The organism is Nocardia sp. NPDC006044, assembly GCF_042871115.1.
GTDB lineage: Bacteria > Actinomycetota > Actinomycetes > Mycobacteriales > Mycobacteriaceae > Nocardia.
Map to the genome: position 1 here is coordinate 771,602 of NZ_JBIAID010000002.1, position 17,422 is coordinate 789,023.

Sequence of the window (17,422 nt, forward strand, 5' to 3'; positions counted from 1 at the left end):
GCAGCCTCGGCAAGCGGGTCCGCGTGCCACCACCGTAACTGCTTGTGCAGCCCTTCACAAAGTCGGTGAAATTGGCCTCATTTTCCGTCGCGACCAGCGCTGCGGCGGAAATGGACAGGGATCGCTATCGGTTAGCGGCTCAGGTCCGCCCGCAATCGAGCCTCGTCGACGTCGAAATAGCTGTGCTCACGACCGTTGAGCAGCACGACCGGCAAACGATCGCCGAACTCCGCGCGCAGGCCGGGATCGGTGGCCGCGGCCTCGTCCACATCCACCGTCGCCGGCTCGATGCCGAACTCGGCGCAGATCGTGCGCAACTGGTCCAGCGCGGTGACGCACAGGCCACAGCCGGATCTGGTCAACAGGGTCACCGCATGTGTGGGATTGGTCATGGCGGATATTAAATCCCCTCGCCACGCCCGGATCGGTCTGCCAGGTGCCCTGCCATGCGGGGGACCCCGCACCCCGAAGGCGGAATGAGCGCTGCGCGATTGTGTCTCACGCCGCCTTCTGCGATGACTGTCGGCCCGCCCGGTTACTGTTGACGTGGTTCGCGCGACGGGCGGAGGTATCGGTGCCGGAACGATCGAAGGTGGCAAGGGCCGGATTCATCGCGGGACGATTCGGCGAGTTTCCGGCGCGGTGGAATCTGGGCGCGATCGGCGAGGGTCTGCAGGATCAGCTGGCCCGCATCCCGCGCAGCCCCTTTGGCCCCAGCGAGGAAGAGCTGCGGGCCAACCTGGCCGGCGAGGCCAGCGCCGACGCCGCATTGTCCTTGCATGACGCGGAATTGGCGCTCGCGGAGCCCGGCGACACCTCCCCCGAGGTGCCGCGCGATCTGACCGCCGCGGCGTTCTTCGACGTGGACAACACCATGGTGCAGGGCGCGTCGATCGTGCACTTCGCCCGCGGCCTGGCCGCGCGCAAGTACTTCAAGACCTCCGACCTGGTCGACGTGGCCTGGAAGCAGGTCAAGTTCCGGGTTACCGGGCGGGAGAACAGCTCCGACATGGTCAGCGGCAAGGAGAAGGCGCTGGCGTTCATCGCCGGGCGCCCCACCGCCGAGCTGGCCGAACTGGGCGAGGAGATCTACGACGAGATCATCGCGGACAAGATCTGGCCCGGCACAAGGGCACTCGCGCAGATGCACCTGGACGCGGGACAGCAGGTCTGGCTGGTCACCGCGACGCCGGTCGAGCTGGCCCAGGTGATCGCCAAGCGGCTCGGGCTCACCGGCGCGCTCGGCACGGTGGCCGAGAGCGTGGACGGCAAGTTCACCGGACGACTGGTCGGCGACATCCTGCACGGCCTGGGCAAGGCGCACGCGGTGCGCACGCTGGCGATCCGAGAGGGGTTGAACCTCAAGCGTTGTACCGCGTACTCGGACAGTCACAACGACGTGCCGATGCTCTCGCTGGTCGGCACCGCGGTCGCGATCAACCCGGATTCGGATCTGCGCGAGGTGGCGAAGAACCGGGGCTGGGAGATCCGCGACTTCCGCACCGGGCGCAAGGCGGCCAAGATCGGCGTGCCGACCGCGCTGGCGCTCGGCGCCGCGGGCGGCGCGGTGGCCGCCGCGGTGACCCGCAAGCGCGAGCACTGAGGGCTGAGCGTCAGCGCCGGAGGCGGCAGCGCAGCGTCACCACGCAGGCGCAGCGAAGCCCTCAAATCAGACGCTGAGGGCTGAGCGGCACGAGCGCCGGAAACCAGTGCGGCCGAGGGGTTTACCGACTGGTGCCCGGCGGTCGGGCCACTACCCGGTGAACGGGTTGCGGCGCTTGGTGAGCAGCTTGTAGAGCGTCGACTGGATGGTCTCGCGGACCTGGTCGGTGACCTCGAACATGGTCATCGGGTCGTCGGCGGCCTCCGGCTCGTAGCCGGTGGTGGGGATGGGCGCGCCGAACTCGATGTACCACTTCGACGGCAGCGGCACCGCGCCGAGCGGACCGAGCAGCGGGAACAGCGGCGTCACCGGGAAGTACGGCAGGCCGAGCAGCCGGGCCAGCGGTTGCAGGTCGGCCAGCTTCGGATAGATCTCCTCCGAACCCACGATGGAGCACGGGATGATCGGCACACCGGTGCGCACCGCCGCGGCCACGAATCCGCCGCGGCCGAAGCGTTGCAGCTTGTAGCGGTCGGCGTACTGCTTGCCGACGCCCTTGAAGCCCTCCGGGAAGACGCCGGTGAGTTCGCCGGAGCGCAGCAGACGTTCGGCGTCCTCGCGGCAGGCGAGGGTGTGCCCGGCTTTGCGGGCGAGCGCGCCGAGCAGCGGCGTCTCGAAAATCAGGTCGGCGGCCAGCAGGCGCAGCGCGCGCTGCTTCGGGTGGTGATCGTGGATGGCCAGTTGCAGCATCAACCCGTCCAGCGGCAGGGTGCCCGCGTGATTGGCCACGATCAGCGCGCCACCCGCCTCCGGGATGTTCTCCATCCCGCTGACCTGCACCCGGAACCACAGCTCCGACATCGGGCGCAGCGCGGGCAGGATGACCGACTCGAGCAGGTGCTCGTCGAAGCCGAACTCGTCCACCTGATAGTCGCCGGTGAGCCGGCGCCGGGCGAACTCGGCGGTCTTGCCGATCTGCTTGCCCAGCGCGCCGCGCACCAGGTCCGACAACGATTGCGGCGCAGCGGGTTCGGTGGCGGCCAGCCGGTCGGTGAGCGAGATCACCGGGCTGGGCGCTTCGCTCTGCGCATGCTCCGGCCAGCGCCGGGCGGGCGGGCGCGGGCGCGCGTCGTCCTGCAGGTCGTGGAGTCGGATGACTTTCGCTACGTCGTTCATTGCTGTGCTCCCGTACCGGCCCCGAGCAGGCCGAGCAGTTTGTGTTCTGCGGCATCGATCCACGCGGGATCGATGACGGGCCGCAACGCTGCGCCCCCGATGAAGTCGTCGAAGGCCTGCACCGTGGTCCAGCGCGGGACGAAGCCGAGTTCGGCCCGCATCCGGGTGGTGTCCAGGCCGCAGCCGAAATGGAAGTAATCGAGCTGTTCGCCGGAGAACTCGCGCATGACCGGGCCCATCAGCACCCGGCCCGCCGTGCGGAACAGCGCGAACGGCACCGGCAGTTCGATCCGGCCCGCCCGCCGCACCGCTTGGGACAGCGCGAGCGAGCCGTCACCGGCGATGTTGTAGGTGCCGCCACGGGCACTGAGCGCGGCGTGCGCGAGCGCGGCGACCGCGTCCTCCTGATGCAGCAGCTGGATGCGCGCGTCCCGGCCGAAGACCGTCGGCGTGATCGGCGAACGGAGATACTGCACACCGCGACTCGCCAAACGCGGTCCGACAATTGGTGCCAAACGCAGAATGGCCGTTGCAATATCTGGACGCCGCCGCGCGAGTCCGCGCACGAAACCTTCGATGTCGATCATGTCGCGCGCGAACGCACCGCGCGGCGGCGTGCGCGCACTCATTTCTTCGGTGAATTTCGCCGGGTCCTTCGCGCTGCATCCGTACACCGCCGAGGTGGAGCGCACGACCACCCGGCGCACCGTCGGCGCCTTCTGACATACCGCGAACAACTGCATCGCGCCGAGCACGTTCAGGTCCTTCATCACCGCTCGGCCGGCCCCGGCCGGTGGCTTGGCCAGCATCGCGGCATGCACCACGGTGTCCACCGCGCCACCATCGATCACCTTACGGATCAACGGATTTCGGATATCCGCGCGCACGAACTCGGCGCGGCCCATGCGCCGCTGCAGCTCCCGGCTGGGGGTCATGGTGTCGACCGCGATGACGCGATCGATATCGGGATCCTGGGCGAGACGAGCGACCACGTTACCGCCGAAGAAGCGACTCGCACCGGTCACCAACACGACTTTCGGCGTGTGTCCGTCTCGAGTGTCAGAAGCCACCGGCACCGCATCCCACCTTGGCAAGCCCCCATTTCACTTATTCCCCGGTTCCTAGGGTAGCCGCTGCGTTCCCGGGTTCTGTTGGTATTTACCAGGTTCTAACGATGACTTCTATCACCGGAAACAATAAAGACCCGCCACCTCACGGTGACGGGTCCTCGAGCTGACGCGCAGCGCTTACTTGCCGAGTTTGCGCCGCTGCACACGTGTGCGGCGAAGCAGCTTGCGGTGCTTCTTCTTCGACATGCGCTTGCGGCGCTTCTTGATCACAGAACCCATAGGGTTGTTCCTCGCGTTCTCTCTACTCGGCGCGCACGCTACACACGTACGCCAACTGACCGGTCGTTCGGCAAGCCTCACGTCCAGTGTCCGCGCCGCCGGGTACCACCGGACACCACAGGTGATGCCACCGGCGGGCGAACACGAACCGAGGGTCTATCGTACCGGCACGCCCGGCCGGCCCCGAAACCGCCTGATCCAACGCCGCCGGACCAGGTCCGACGGCGTCCCGCGGACCGGGGGCCACGGATGGATCAGCTGCTCATCCGGCGTCGAAGTAGGACGTCTCGAGATAGTCGTGCACCGCTTTGGCGTGCACCCGGAACGAACGACCCACCCGCACCGCGGGCAACTCACCGGAATGCACCAGCCGGTACACCGTCATCTTGGACACTCGCATCAGGCTCGCCACCTCGGCGACCGTGAGGAACTGAGTGCCGCCGAGCATGGGTTGACCCTGCGACCCGGAACCGCCTTGCGTCCGGGAACCGGCCCGGGCGCCTGAGGGACCTGGGCCACTCGAACTTCCTGAGCTACTTGCAGACATCTTGTTAGACATCATTGCACCATTGACCTCCGGCACGCCCGCGCCGCCGGCTTCCCCACCGGCGGAACAGACACGCACGTGCTGCTTGAAGCTTAGCGGGACCAGTGGTGTTACTGCGACGGGAGTGAGAAATCAGCTTTTCCCATTGGGAACCGACCGGTTGCGTGCTTGCGAACGAGTGATGTCCGGCAGGCTCACATGGCGCTGCCGACGACCGGCCCTTCGCTCGTGCCGCCGACCTCCGCGGAGCGCTGCTTGGCCGCGTGCAGCGCCTCCAGGAAGGCGGAACGCACGCCGCCGCGCTCGAGCTCGCGCACTGCGGCCGCGGTGGTGCCGGCCGGCGAGGTGACCGCGGCGCGTAGCTCCGCCGCCCCCTGGTCGGACTCGTCGAGCAGGGCCGCCGAGCCGAGCATGGTCTGCACCACCAGCTGGGTGGCCACCTCGCGGGTGAGGCCGAGGCCGACACCGCCGTCCACCATGGCCTCGACGATCAGGAAGAAGTAGGCGGGTCCGGAGCCCGAGACCGCGGTCGCCGCGTCCATCTGCGCCTCCGCGACCGTGACCACCTTGCCGACCGCGCCGAGCACCTCGGTCACCAGCTCCAGCTGCGGCGGCCGCGCGTGCCTGCCCGGCGCGATGACGCTCATGCCCTGGCCGACCAGCATCGGCGTGTTCGGCATCACCCGCACCACCGGGAAACCGGCGGGCAGCTTCGCCTCCAGCCGCGCGGTGGGCACGCCGGCCGCCAGCGACACCAGGATCTGGTCGCGATCGGCGTCGACACTGGCGTTGTCGCTCAGCGCGGCCTTGCCCAGCGCGGTCATCACCGCATCGACGTCGGCGGGCTTGACCGCGACGACCAGCAGGTCCGCGCCGACCGCGGCGTCGGCCACCGAGTCGGTCACCCGCACCCCGAATCGCTCGGCGATCTGCGCGGCCCGCTCCGCGAACGTCTCCACGACAACCAGGTCCTTCGCCAGCCGACCGGACTCGAGCAGGCCCGCGATCAGCGCCTCCCCGATGCGCCCGCCACCGATTACCGCAATTCGCATATCCGCCTCTCCGCGCTTTCTGCCGGTCATGAGTACCGCTCTCGTTACCTCGCGGGCCGGCGGTCATGTACTTGGCCGAGATCTGGGGGCACCCCAGGAGTTACCCATGCACTGGCCGCATCAGATGTTACGTTCCGCGACACCGCGCGAACGACGGCCGCCGGTCGAAGTCCTCAGCTGATCGGAATCAGCGCCAGCTGGCGGCTCTGCGCGACCACCGCGCCGGTGGAATCGAGGATGAGCTGGTCCTCGTCGAAGAGCCGAGCGCCGACCTCATGCGTGGTCGCGATGATGCGCAACCAGCCGGGGGCGGGCTCGCGGCGCAGGAAGGTGGTCATCTGGACGGTGGGTGACCAGCCGAAATGGCCGAGGTTGTACGGGACCGGCGGGCTCATGTCCGCGCTCATCATGGCGAAGAACATGGCCACCTCCGGGTCCTGCTGATCGCCGGCGCGCGGGCGCATCCACAGGCGCAGCCGCGGCTCGGCGGTCTCGCCGTCGAGGAAGCGGGCCCACTCCCGATCGATGTAGACCTCGGCGGCCTGGCCCACGTGCACGACCCGGCCCATCGGCGAATCGGGCGCGTAGCCGACCGCGTCGGCGGGCGGCTCGACGGGCATGTCGGCGTGTTCGCGGGCGAACCGCGGCTCGGCGTCGTCGAGGTGGCCGAAGGTGAGCGCGGTGCGGACCAGGGTGCGACCGTTCTGGACCAGGTCGGCGTCGGCCAGGCAGATCTGGCGGCCGATCTTGCGGATGCGCACCTCGTATTCGACCTCGCCGGGGTCGGGTGCGCCGAGGAAGTCGGAGCTCGCGGCGATCGGCGCCATGCCGGCCAGGTCCGGCTCGACGGCGCGCAGCCACTTCAGGCCGGCCGCCGCGCTGGCCGCGACCATGGTGCCGCCGTGCACCTTCTTGCCGATGGTCCAGGTCTTGCCGATATTGCCCAGGTAGCGACCGGTGTCGGGAGCGGTCGAGGGCAGCTCGGTCAAGGCGAGCACCCGGGTGAAGGGTGCCTCGGTCTCGGTGACCGCCGCTAGGTCCAGCTCCGTCGTCATAGTCGCTCCTGTCGTCCACGGTCCGCGCGCCGGCGATCCGGGTTGCTGATACGCGGCGTTCGTACAGCGTAGAACGAAGCGGTTCGGTGGGCGCATTCCCCTCGGCCGGGCGAAGGCGATACGCGTCACATCGGGGCGCGTCGGGTCCGTTGCGCGCCGAGCGATACCTGCTCGACGCGAGCGCTTGCGGTGGTGCAAAACGATTGCGCGGGAAAGCGTTTCCCTCGCCAGGATCAATATGCTTGCGGTACAGGAAGTTTCGGGTCAGGCGTGCTGCGCCGGAGTCGGCGCGGGTGCGGTCTGCCCGTTCAAGTGCAGCCGGGCGAACGCCAGCGTCCGGTGCAGCATGGCCGCACGGTCCTGGGTGGTCCTGGCGTTCTGCGTATTGATCTCGGCGACCGCCTGACCGGTGAAACCGTTGCGGACCAGCGACTCACACACCTCGACGCACGGCTGGGTGCCTTCCCCGGGCACGAGATGCTCGTCGTGCGCGGCGCCGCGGCCGTCGGCCAGATGCAGGTGCGCCAGGCCCTGCCCCATTCGGGCGGCCAGCGCCAACGGGTCGGCGCCCGCGGTCGCGGTGTGCGACAGATCGAGGGTGTAGTGCTCGAACCCGGTATCGGTCGGGTCGTAGGACGGGCTGAACGCGGTGAGTCCGATCCCCGGCCCGCCGCGCCGCTCGAGCCGCTTCACCGAACGCGCGCCGCGGCCGAACAGCGTGTCGGCGCGCATCGGGAACATGTTCTCTACCGCGACGATGACCGGGCTGTGCTCCTCCAGCTCGCCGACCTGGTCGGCGAAGTTCTCGGCGTAGCGGCGCTGCCAGCGGAACGGCGGATGCACCACGACGGTGGTCGCGCCGAGCGCCTCGGCGGTGCGCACGCTGCGCTCCAGCTTCGCCGCCGGGTCCGCGCCCCAGACCCGTTGCGAGATGAGCAGGCACGGCGCGTGGATCGCGATCACCGGCACGTCGTATTTGCGCGAGTAGGCCTGCACCGTGGCGATGCTCTGGCTGGCCGGTTCGGCCCAGACCATCAATTCGACGCCGTCGTAACCGAGTTCGGCCGCGTACCGGAACGCCGCCTCGGTGTTCTGCGGATACACCGACGCGGTGGAGAGTCCGACCAGGATCTGTCGCCGGGTCTCGTCCGTCTGTCCGATTTTCCCCACTGCCGCTCCCTGCCTCAGTTCGTACTGAGCAGAAAGGCTAGCGGTCCCAGCGTGACGAAGACGCCCACGACCACCGCGATCACCGTGCTGAGCACGTCGTCGGTCCGGCGCAGGATCCGCACGAGCGCCACCAGACCGAGAATCACGATCATCGCCAGGGCCAGCGCCACCCAGGGGAGCATCTCCCACATCCGCTCGAAACCCTTGAACAGCAACATGCCCGCGACGGCCGCGCCGGTGCTCTGACCGCCCAGGATCATCCACTGGCGGCGGTTGGCGTCGTCCTCGGCCTTTCTGGCCTTGCGCGCGGAGCGGCGCGGCGACACCGCGCGGTCGGACTGCTCGTCCTCGTCGAAATCATCGAGCTCGTCGTGTTCATCCAGCTCGACGGGCTCGAAGAAATCGGTCTTGCCGTCGTACAGCTCTAGCTCGTCGACCGGGGCGCGGTCCTTCGAACGACCACGCTTACCCCGGCCGGCCGCTCGTTCGGCGTCCGCGCGTTCGGCGCGTTCGACCCCGTCCCGGAGCAGGTCGCCGGCCACCGTCTGGCCGGACACGAGTTGCTGGTCCTGACTGGCCAGCGACCAGGCGGCGGTCGAGATGCCCTCGTCGGGCGGCGGGTCGTTGCGTTGCGGCGCATCGGGTTTGCGTCTTCGGGCCGACCAGGCGGGCAGCGTGCCCTCGGCCGAACCGTTGCGGTGCGGGGCCCGCGGCGGCGGTTCGGGCGCCGGCGCCCAGGGCGCGCCGGGTCTGGACTCCGGCAGCGGCGGCGCGGGCTCGGGGTCGTAGTCCGTCACCGACGGCGACCAGGGCGCGGTCGACGGGGCGAGGTCCTCGGCTTCGGCCTCCGCGGCGCGGCGCCGAGCGGCCCGGCCACCGGTTACTCCGTTGCGGCCGTTGCGTTCCGGCGGCGCGGTGCTCGCTCCCCCGTGCTCGCGCAGGGGTCGCACCTCGGTGGTGGGGTCGTCGTGATCGTCGTGCCTGCGCCGGCGACCCGAGCGCGGCGTCTCGTCCGGTAGCGGATCACTCGCGTACGGATTGGGTGACGGGGCGTAGGGGTTGGGCGAGGGCGCGTACGGGTTCGGCGACGGGGCGTACAGGTCGGCGGCCGGTGTGTGCGACGACAGCGGATCCACGAGCGGGTCGTGCCGCGGCATGTCCCGGCCGGGCATCTCCCGGCCCGGCATCACCCGGTTCGATCGGCCGGGCAACGGATCGGCCTGCTCGGGCTGGGCGTACGCGGCCAGCGGGTCGTACATCGAGATCGGGCCGGACATCGGCGAATAGGCCGACGGGTCCGGCGCGGGTGGCGTGTATGCGACAGGTTCCGGCGCGGGTGATTCGTAGGCGGGCGGTTCGTACACCGGCTCGGGTTCGGCGTCCGGCGCGGCATGCGACGACTGCCCGCTGCCGATCGCGGGCATGTCTCCGGTCAGCTCGGCCACCGAGATCCCGCGACCGCCGCGGCGGCGACGGCCACCACCGGACGAGGCGCCCTGCTGCCCGTTCCTGGCCAGCAGCTCGGCGACCGACAACTGTTTAGAGTCCTCGCTCATGACGACACCGTTCCTATCGGCCCCGGTAGCGCGGCACCGCCGGGCACCGCACGGCCATCAGCGGCCGCAGGGCCCGGCAAGGGTGTCGCTCGGGGTCCGCCATTCATGTCGGTATCCAGTTTGCGCAGGATCAGACCTTCCCGCAGCGCCCAGGGACAAATCTCCAAGGATTCCAGCGATAGTGCCCGCATACTCGCCTCCGCGACCAATGCGCCGGCCACCAATTGCTGTGACCGATCGGAACTCACGCCTTCTAATTCTGCACGGTCGGCCGCCGTCATCCGCGAGATGAACGCAATCAGTTGGCGCAGACCTGAGCTGGTGAGTGTACGACGCACCCGCGGACCCGCCGCCGAGGGTGCCGCTCCGGTCAGCCGGGCCAGCGAGCGGAAGGTCTTCGAGGTGCCGACGGCCAGATCCGGTTTACCGGTGTCCAGCAGCTGTTTCGCGGGCAGCGCGAGCTCCGCGTCGAGCCAGTCGCGCAGCACGTTGACCCGGCGCTTGCCCGGCGGGTCCTCCTTCAGCCACTCCCTGGTCAACCGTCCGGCGCCGAGTTGCAACGACAGCGCGAGATCGGGTTCCTCGTCGCCGCCGCTGGTCATTTCCAGCGAACCGCCGCCGATGTCCAGGTTGAGGATGCGCCCGGCGCTCCAGCCGAACCAGCGGCGCACCGCGAGAAAGGTCAGCCGGGCCTCGTCCACCCCGGAGAGCACCTGCAACGCCACGCCGGTCTGGGCGCGGACACGCGCGAGCACGTCCTCGGAATTGGTGGCCTCGCGCAGCGCGGAGGTGGCGAACGGCATCAGCTCGACGCACTTGGAAGTCTCGGCGATGCTGGCGAATTCGGCGACCGTGGCGATCAACCGCTGCGCGCCCGCCTCGGTGATTCTGCCCTCGTCATCGATGTTTTCCGACAGCCGTAAAGTGGCCTTGGTAGAGCTCATCGGCATGGGGTGACCACCCCGATGCGCGTCCACCACCAGCAGGTGAACGGTATTGCTTCCGACATCGAGTACCCCAAGCCGCACATGAACACGGTACTGGGTGATCCGGTCCTATAGGTTAAGCGACTGAACTGTTAGCGTTCCGAGGTGTGACGGTAGGCGCATCAACCAGCGGCCCGACCCGGCCCCGACCAGCGGGGAAGATCGATCCGAGTCCCGAGGTCGACCTGGATTTCCCCCGAGAATGGATCGAGTTCGTCGATCCAGCAAACGACGAGCATCTGATCGTCGCCGATCTGACCTGGCTGCTGTCGAGCTGGACGTGCGTGTTCGGCACGCCGGCCTGCCAGGGCATCATCGCCGATCGCCCCGACGACGGCTGCTGCTCGCACGGCGCGTTCCTGTCCGACAAGGACGATCGCAAGCGGCTGCAGAACGCTGTGAAAATGCTCACACCCGACGACTGGCAGCTCATGGGCGAGGCGACGGACGCGGCGGGCAAGGTGACCAAGAAGGGCTACCTCGAGCTGGACGAACTCGAGGACGAGCCCGCTTTGCGCACCCGGCGCTTCGACGGGGCCTGCATCTTCCTGAACCGGCCCGGTTTCGCGGGCGGGGTGGGCTGTTCGCTGCACAGCATGGCGTTGCGCCGCGGCATCGAACCGCTGGAGGTGAAGCCGGACGTGTGCTGGCAGCTGCCGATCCGGCGCACCCAGGAGTGGGTGGACCGCCCCGACGGCGTGCAGATCCTGCGCACCACGGTCACCGAATACGACCGGCGCGGCTGGGGCCCCGGCGGCGAGGACCTGGACTGGTACTGCTCCGGCTCACCCGACGCGCATGTCGGCGCCCGCCCGGTCTGGCAGTCCTACGGACCCGAGCTGAAGGAGCTGCTCGGCGCGCCCGCCTACGAGGAACTGTCCAGGCACTGCAAGCGCAGGCAAGGGCTCGGGCTCATCGCGATCCACCCGGCCACGGTGCACGCGGACCGGATGCGCGACAGCGCGGGCCCGGCGTCCGCCTGAGGCCCTCGGAATGCGAGCTTGCACCCCGTTCACCTCGAAGGCATGCGATCTTCACCTGTTTGCGGTTTGATGTGCGGTCATGTCCAAGAAAGTTTTGACCCTGGCCGCCGTCGCGCTCGGCGCCGCACTCTGTCTGCCCGCAGTAGCCAACGCCGAACCGAACGGTGACCCCGCCAAGTACGCCGACTTCACCGCGGACTTCCTGCCCGCCAACACCCCCGAGGCGCCCGGCGCCGCGGCGGCGGGCAAGAATCTGATCATGAGCCCGTACGGCACCTCGCGCACCATCGCGTGCCGCGGCACCAACGCGGCGGACGTGTACGACTGCATGCAGGAAGACGATCTGGGCTGGATCTCGTTGCGCAAGATCGACGTTCCCGGCGTCGGCCCGACGTGGACCTACCTGCCCTGAGCAGTAGACAACTGAGGAACGGCCGAGGGCATCGCAGCGCCCTCGGCCGTTTGTTTTTGCCCGGCAACGTAATTGGCGGTTTTACGCCTCCAGTTTGTAGCCCAGCCCGCGGACCGTGACCAGATGCTCCGGCTTGGCCGGGTCCGCCTCGATCTTCGAGCGCAGCCGCTTCACGTGCACGTCCAGGGTTTTGGTGTCACCGACGTAGTCGGCGCCCCAGACGCGATCGATCAGCTGCCCGCGGGTGAGCACCCGGCCGGAGTTGCGCAGCAGGTACTCGAGCAGGTCGAATTCCTTGAGCGGCAGCGTCACCGGTTTGCCGTTCACCAGCACCGTGTGCCGGTCCACGTCCATCCGGACGGGACCTGCCTCCAGCACGCCGCTCTCGTTGGTGCCGTCCAGCTCGTCGCCCGCGCCGCGGCGCAGCACGGCCCGGATGCGCGCGATCAGCTCGCGCGCCGAGTACGGCTTCGTCACGTAGTCGTCGGCGCCGAGTTCCAGCCCGACCACCTTGTCGATCTCGCTGTCCCTTGCCGTCACCATGATCACCGGCACGCCGCTGCGGGTGCGCAACTGCTTGCACACGTCCGTGCCGCTCATGCCGGGGAGCATGAGATCGAGCAGCACGATGTCCGCACCGGACCGATCGAACTCGGCGAGCGCGGATGGCCCGTCACCGACAACGGTGACCTCGAAACCCTCCTTGCGCAGCAGGAACGCGAGCGGATCGGCCAGCGACTCCTCATCCTCGACGATCAACACACTCGTCATCTGCGTGCCTCCACACCATTGGGTCGGCCCGCCCCCGAGGGGCGCGGGCTTGTTTCTCTCGAGCTCACCATCGGGCCGGCGGAATCCTCTTCTCCGTCGGTCTCGTGGTGGGCAGGTATTCGCAGGGTGAACGTCGAACCGGTGCCCAACTTGCTCCACAGGGTGATCTCACCGTTGTGGTTGGCGGCCACGTGCTTGACGATAGCCAGGCCCAGCCCGGTACCGCCGGTGGCGCGCGAGCGGGCCTTATCCGATCGGAAGAAGCGTTCGAACACCCGCTCTTGGTCTTCTTTGGCGATGCCGATTCCTCGATCGGTCACGGCCATCGCGACATGGTCGCCACGTAATGACCGGCTGACCGACACATGGGAGCCGGCCGGTGAGTACGCTATCGCGTTCTCCACCAGATTTGATAGGGCTGTGACCAGCAAGGTTTCATCGCCGAGCACTTCGAGCCCGCTGGGCCGGTCGGTACTGACGGTGATTCCGGCGGCCTCCGCGGCGGTGCGCGACCGGTCCACCGCCTGCATGACGACGGTGTCCACGTCGACCACCTCGAGCTCGGGCAGCTTCTCCGCGCCCTGCAGCCGGGACAGCGCAATGAGTTCGGTCACCATTTTGCCGAGCCGCCGCGATTCGCCCAGCACGCGCTGTCCGAAATGTCGCACCGCTTCGGGATCTTCCGCGGATTCGAGCATCGCCTCGGCCAGCAGGCTCATCGCGCCGACCGGCGTTTTCAGCTCGTGGCTGACGTTGGCGACGAAGTCGCGCCGGGTGGCCTCCATCCGGGCCTGCTCCGAGTCGTCGTCGGCGAACAGGACGGTGAAGTTGGTGTCCTCGCGGGATAGCTGGCGGGCCACGCCGCGCACCGCGATGCGGCCGCGGCCGGGCACCGGGTTCTTCGCGGTCAGGTCGAACTCGGCGGACTCGCCGGTGGCCAGCACCTTCTCCACCGCCGCCCAGGCGCGCTCGTCGAGCAGCCGGTTGCGGACCAGGCCGAGTTCCTCGGCGCGCGGATTGACCAGCACCACGTCGCGGTATTCGTCGACCACCGCGATGCCGCTCTCGGAGGCGAGCACGATCAGGTCGAGCACCTGCGACATGGTCAGGCCGGAATCCGCTTGCCTGCGGGCCTGCTGCCTGGCATTCATATAGGGGATAAGTAGCCCGCCGACTGCCAGCCCTACGACAGCCGCAAGGACTGCCAGTAGGACGGCTTGCGGAACACTCACACTTGAATCGTACGGTCGCGTAGGACGTATCCAACTCCGGGTACACGATGTTTCGCGCAGGTCATGGCCACTTCCGGTGCCGTTAGCCAGTCGTTTACGTGCCGTTGGGTATGTCTCAGCCGCATTGTTGTGCGTGCTGGTGACGAGCGGATTTCAGCCGTCGCCGGGGTCCGTGCCCGTCAGGCCCGCACCGACGGCGCGGCCGTGCTTGTCCACCCAGTCGCCGAGGGCGTAGATGGGGACGAGTAGGTCGCGGCCGGCGTCGGTCAGTTCGTATTCGACGCGCGGCGGGGCTTCGGCGTAGCGGCGCCGTTCGATCAGGGTCATCCGTTCCATCCGGCGCAGGGTCTGGGTCAGCATCTTCTGGCTGATCCCGCCGATGGCGGCGCGCAGGTCGCTCGGGCGCATCGGACCGTCGCGCAGCAGGTAGACAACGACCGGTAGCCAGGAGTTGCCGAACACGTCGACCCCCATCCGGGCGGGGCAGTCGGATTCGAAATCGCCGTAGGGCGCGAACTCGACCCGTTCGGCGGTGATCGGCTCGGGCACGGCGGTCATGTGTTCCAGCATGCCAGCGCCGTTGCGCACCCGCGGGTGCCTAACGATCTTCCTAGCGTTTGCGCCGAAGACCTTTCGAGCTAGGAGTCGATATGCGAATCGGAATCATCGGTGCGGGCGCGATGGCGCGAGCGCTGGGCGGCGGGTGGGCCGCGGCGGGGCACGAGATCCTCATCGGGGCCAGATCCGCTGCCGCGGCAGGCGAATTGGCGTCGGCGATCGGCGGGCGGGCCGGAGGTATCCGGGACGCCGCCGGTTTCGGCGACGCGGTGGTGCTCGCGCTGCCGGTGACCGCCCTGGACGAGGTGTTGCGGACGGCCGACGGGTTGCTCGCCGGGCGGACGATCATCGACTGCACCAACGCCTTCGCGCCGGACACCGCGGCGGGCGCGGGCGGGACGGCATTCGTGCTTTCGGAAGACGCTGTCGCCGAACGCATTGCGGCGAGGGCGCCGGAGGCACACGTGGTGAAGGCGTTCAATGTGTGCGCGGCCGAGGTGTGGGAGTCGGCGACCCGCGTGTTCGAGGGTCGCAGGCTGGCGGTGCCGCTGTGCGGTGACGACCCGGAGGCCGTGCGGCTGGTCGCGACGCTGGTGGAAGACCTGAAGTTGCAACCGCTTTCGGCCGGTGGACTGCACCCGGCCAAGTATCTGGAGGCGGTGTCGGTGTTCGCCGTCGGGCTGTGGTTCGCCGGACAGGATGCCCGGGCCATCTTCCCGCCGCTGGACGCGGCGTTCGCCGTCGCCGACTGACCAGGAATCCGGCCTGAGCATGCACTATTCGCTCATACCCCGCGAGTTCGAGCTTTGATGCGCGATAAGTGCACGCTCAGACCGGGTTACGGTTTACCAGCCCGAGTTCCCGCGTATCGGGAGATTCACGAAACTTGGCTGGTTCTGGTCGAGCAACAGGTGCTGCGGACGCAGCCCACTGTCCACGAGCAGCGGCATCGGCGGCAGACCGCGCGGGAAGTTGCCGGCGTAGACATCGACCCGCAACCGGTGCCCCGGCTGCAGCACCGCCTCGATCCCGGGCACCGAAATGTCCAGCGCCGCCGGCTGTCCCGGCACCACGGGCTGCCTGCTGTCCAGCGACAGGTCCGGCACCGGATCGGTGTAGTCGCCGTTCGGCAGGCGGGTGCTGCGGCCCTCGTCGATGGCACGCAGCGAGGAGACCAGCTGCCCCGAGGACAGCACCGACGATCGCCCGTCCGGCGCGACGTCGTTCACCGTGACGGTCCAGTAACCGTCGGTGGCGTCGTGGACGGTGTTGAGCCGCACCGCGATCGGGCCGGAGATGGTGGTCGGCTCGGGTACCGGCGCGCTGGTGAAGGTCAGTCCGCCGAGTTCCTGGATCCGCGCGTCCTTGCTGCACCCGTCGATGATCGAGGTGACGCCGGCCGACTCCTGCGCCATGTCCCGCGAGCACACCCCGGTCAGCCCCGGTGCGACGGTGAGCTGGTCGAGGGCCGGGCTCGGCGCGCCGAACAGCGAACCGTCGTGCACGCTGGTCGCGGTCCCGCTCGGCGCGGCGGACAGATACATCCGCCGATAGTCGACGCCGGGCTGCGGGAAGGACGGCGAGCTGATCCAGCCGCCGCCCTGCTGACGCAGGGTCACCGGACCGTACTCGTCGATGCCGTTGTCGATTCCCTTGAGCCACTTGTCGAACCAGGCGCGCTGCAACACGTCCATCCGCGGCGGCAGGCCGGGCCGGCCGGACTCGTTGCCGTTGCTGATGTGGTAGCCGTCACCGACGAAGAGCTGTTTCTGCCCGGGCGGCAACGGAATCTGCCGGTACACGTCGGCCTGCGAGTTGACGAACACGTCGTGCCAGCCGCCGGTCACGAAGGTGGGCACGGTGATTCGGCTCGGATCGGTCTCCCAGGACTGCCGGAACGGGCTGTCCGCCTGCAACAGCGCCTGCACCTTGGGATCGAGCTGGTCGATCTGCGGGGTGACGAGCACGTTCAGCAGCGCGTCGACGAAGGTGAACGGATCGGCGAGCCGGTCCTTCAACCACTGCATGTCGAACTGCCCCCGGGCCAGCGCCGTGAGATCGGGCATCAGCTTCGCGCCGTTGACCGCGAGCAGCCAGGCGGGCATGAAGGTGACGCCGATGGCGCCGCCGGGTGCGACCAAGTCGCGGAACGGATTCCGGCTCGGCACCACCGGGAAGATCGCCTTCAGCGCGGGCGGGTTCTTCGCGGCGACCTGTAATTGGTTCAGGCCCGAATAGGAGACGCCGTTCATCCCGATGTTCCCGGTCGACCACGGCTGGTGCGCGGTCCAGTCGATCACCTCGACGGTGTCCTGCTGTTCCCGGTAGCGCAGCAGATCCCAATCCCCCTGGGAGAAGCCGGTTCCGCGGACATCGACGACAACCTGGGTGTAGCCGCTCTTGATCAGCTGCCGGTCCACGGTGAAGTTCCGCAGCAGGCCGCCGCCGAGCGCCCGGGTGAGATCGGTGATGCCGGAGAACGGGGTGCCGGACAGGTCGACGTCGCGGGCCACCTGCATCACCGCGTCGGACAACCACGGAACCGAGATCAAACTGTCCGCGATCATCGAGCCCAGCTTGGTGTAGGGCGTCATGTTCACGATGGTCGGCGTCGGCGTCGAAACCGGTTGTCCCGCAGCGTCTGCGGGGTGATAGACGTTGCCCTTGAGCACGGTGCCGTCGCTCATGGTGATCGGCACGTCCCAGTCGATGAAGACGTTCGGGTACTGCTGCGGGCCGTCCTCGGTCGCGGCCCACGCGGCGCCGCCGGCGCCCCCGTCCGGGCTCGCGACGGCGGAGGGTGAAAGGAAGGGGGACAAGGCCACCGCCGCGACGCAGAGCGCCGCGGTCCGGAGCGCATACCTCATTGGATCCACTCTCTTCGGGAACAGATGCTCTCTAACCGTAGGGAGGGAACCGGGAACTGTCTCAGATTCGCGGCAGAACAGCGAAAACTCGTGCAGGTTCACAAA

Annotated in this window: 18 protein-coding genes; 4 read left to right on the plus strand and 14 right to left on the minus strand. The window is 68.6% G+C overall.

Translation table 11 applies throughout. The features are described from left to right. Nucleotides 1–131 precede the first annotated feature (131 nt). Entirely contained in the window at nucleotides 132–392 is a 261-nt protein-coding gene (locus tag ACFYO1_RS21040) for a glutaredoxin family protein (RefSeq protein WP_387233368.1), read from the minus strand. A 257-nt stretch (nucleotides 393–649) separates the two neighbouring features. Here ACFYO1_RS21040 and ACFYO1_RS21045 point away from each other — a divergent pair, with 257 nt between their 5' ends. Next, nucleotides 650–1,603 carry an HAD family hydrolase gene (locus ACFYO1_RS21045; RefSeq protein WP_387235270.1) on the plus strand — a complete coding sequence of 318 codons (954 nt, stop codon included), beginning with the start codon at nucleotides 650–652 and terminating at the stop codon, nucleotides 1,601–1,603. A 150-nt stretch (nucleotides 1,604–1,753) separates the two neighbouring features. Here the strand turns inward: ACFYO1_RS21045 and ACFYO1_RS21050 are convergent, their stop codons facing one another. The 9 genes from ACFYO1_RS21050 to ACFYO1_RS21090 all read right to left on the minus strand — a co-directional run bounded on the left by ACFYO1_RS21050 (nucleotide 1,754) and on the right by ACFYO1_RS21090 (nucleotide 10,536). Then, a complete protein-coding gene (locus ACFYO1_RS21050; RefSeq protein WP_387233371.1) occupies nucleotides 1,754–2,779 on the minus strand; it encodes a lysophospholipid acyltransferase family protein in 1,026 nt (341 codons plus the stop codon). Further along, nucleotides 2,776–3,810 carry an NAD-dependent epimerase/dehydratase family protein gene (locus ACFYO1_RS21055; protein WP_387235273.1) on the minus strand — a complete coding sequence of 345 codons (1,035 nt, stop codon included), beginning with the start codon at nucleotides 3,808–3,810 and terminating at the stop codon, nucleotides 2,776–2,778. The genes ACFYO1_RS21050 and ACFYO1_RS21055 overlap by 4 nt, the downstream gene beginning before the upstream one ends. 216 nt (nucleotides 3,811–4,026) lie before the next feature. After that, on the minus strand, nucleotides 4,027–4,128 hold the full coding sequence (locus ACFYO1_RS21060) for a 30S ribosomal protein bS22 (protein WP_003402602.1): 102 nt from the start codon (nucleotides 4,126–4,128) through the stop codon (nucleotides 4,027–4,029). Nucleotides 4,129–4,390: 262 nt separating this feature from the next. Next, nucleotides 4,391–4,675, minus strand: coding sequence for a helix-turn-helix domain-containing protein (locus ACFYO1_RS21065; RefSeq protein ID WP_375911616.1), 285 nt, complete (start codon nucleotides 4,673–4,675; stop codon nucleotides 4,391–4,393). A gap of 194 nt (nucleotides 4,676–4,869) precedes the next feature. Beyond that, complete coding sequence (gene proC / locus ACFYO1_RS21070; protein ID WP_387233374.1) at nucleotides 4,870–5,727, minus strand: pyrroline-5-carboxylate reductase; 858 nt, start codon at nucleotides 5,725–5,727, stop codon at nucleotides 4,870–4,872. 173 nt (nucleotides 5,728–5,900) lie between these two features. Then, on the minus strand, nucleotides 5,901–6,782 hold the full coding sequence (locus ACFYO1_RS21075; protein WP_387233378.1) for a thioesterase family protein: 882 nt from the start codon (nucleotides 6,780–6,782) through the stop codon (nucleotides 5,901–5,903). 264 nt (nucleotides 6,783–7,046) lie between these two features. After that, complete coding sequence (locus ACFYO1_RS21080; RefSeq protein ID WP_387233381.1) at nucleotides 7,047–7,952, minus strand: sugar phosphate isomerase/epimerase family protein; 906 nt, start codon at nucleotides 7,950–7,952, stop codon at nucleotides 7,047–7,049. A gap of 14 nt (nucleotides 7,953–7,966) precedes the next feature. Continuing rightward, a complete protein-coding gene (locus ACFYO1_RS21085) occupies nucleotides 7,967–9,508 on the minus strand; it encodes a hypothetical protein (RefSeq protein WP_387233383.1) in 1,542 nt (513 codons plus the stop codon). Next, entirely contained in the window at nucleotides 9,505–10,536 is a 1,032-nt protein-coding gene (locus ACFYO1_RS21090; RefSeq protein ID WP_387233386.1) for a hypothetical protein, read from the minus strand. Before ACFYO1_RS21090 ends, ACFYO1_RS21085 begins: the two co-directional genes overlap by 4 nt. 65 nt (nucleotides 10,537–10,601) lie before the next feature. Here ACFYO1_RS21090 and ACFYO1_RS21095 point away from each other — a divergent pair, with 65 nt between their 5' ends. Together ACFYO1_RS21095 and ACFYO1_RS21100 are read left to right on the plus strand one after the other, a co-directional pair. Next, the gene (locus ACFYO1_RS21095; RefSeq protein WP_387233389.1) at nucleotides 10,602–11,477 is read left to right on the plus strand and encodes a hypothetical protein; all 876 of its coding nucleotides are present in this window, start codon (nucleotides 10,602–10,604) and stop codon (nucleotides 11,475–11,477) included. A gap of 79 nt (nucleotides 11,478–11,556) precedes the next feature. Continuing rightward, nucleotides 11,557–11,889, plus strand: coding sequence for a hypothetical protein (locus ACFYO1_RS21100; RefSeq protein ID WP_387233392.1), 333 nt, complete (start codon nucleotides 11,557–11,559; stop codon nucleotides 11,887–11,889). An 81-nt stretch (nucleotides 11,890–11,970) separates the two neighbouring features. Here the strand turns inward: ACFYO1_RS21100 and ACFYO1_RS21105 are convergent, their stop codons facing one another. The 3 genes from ACFYO1_RS21105 to ACFYO1_RS21115 all read right to left on the minus strand — a co-directional run bounded on the left by ACFYO1_RS21105 (nucleotide 11,971) and on the right by ACFYO1_RS21115 (nucleotide 14,450). Further along, nucleotides 11,971–12,660 carry a response regulator transcription factor gene (locus tag ACFYO1_RS21105; protein WP_069160635.1) on the minus strand — a complete coding sequence of 230 codons (690 nt, stop codon included), beginning with the start codon at nucleotides 12,658–12,660 and terminating at the stop codon, nucleotides 11,971–11,973. Continuing rightward, nucleotides 12,657–13,892, minus strand: coding sequence for a sensor histidine kinase (locus ACFYO1_RS21110; RefSeq protein ID WP_387233396.1), 1,236 nt, complete (start codon nucleotides 13,890–13,892; stop codon nucleotides 12,657–12,659). Before ACFYO1_RS21110 ends, ACFYO1_RS21105 begins: the two co-directional genes overlap by 4 nt. Before the next feature lie 153 nt (nucleotides 13,893–14,045). Continuing rightward, entirely contained in the window at nucleotides 14,046–14,450 is a 405-nt protein-coding gene (locus tag ACFYO1_RS21115; RefSeq protein WP_387233399.1) for a winged helix-turn-helix transcriptional regulator, read from the minus strand. A 92-nt stretch (nucleotides 14,451–14,542) separates the two neighbouring features. On the opposite strand from ACFYO1_RS21115, the gene ACFYO1_RS21120 reads away from it, so the two are divergent. After that, entirely contained in the window at nucleotides 14,543–15,202 is a 660-nt protein-coding gene (locus ACFYO1_RS21120; protein WP_387233402.1) for an NADPH-dependent F420 reductase, read from the plus strand. A 93-nt stretch (nucleotides 15,203–15,295) separates the two neighbouring features. Here the strand turns inward: ACFYO1_RS21120 and ACFYO1_RS21125 are convergent, their stop codons facing one another. Next, nucleotides 15,296–17,317, minus strand: a complete 2,022-nt coding sequence (locus ACFYO1_RS21125; RefSeq protein WP_387233405.1) for a CocE/NonD family hydrolase — start codon at nucleotides 17,315–17,317, stop codon at nucleotides 15,296–15,298. Nucleotides 17,318–17,422 lie beyond the last annotated feature (105 nt).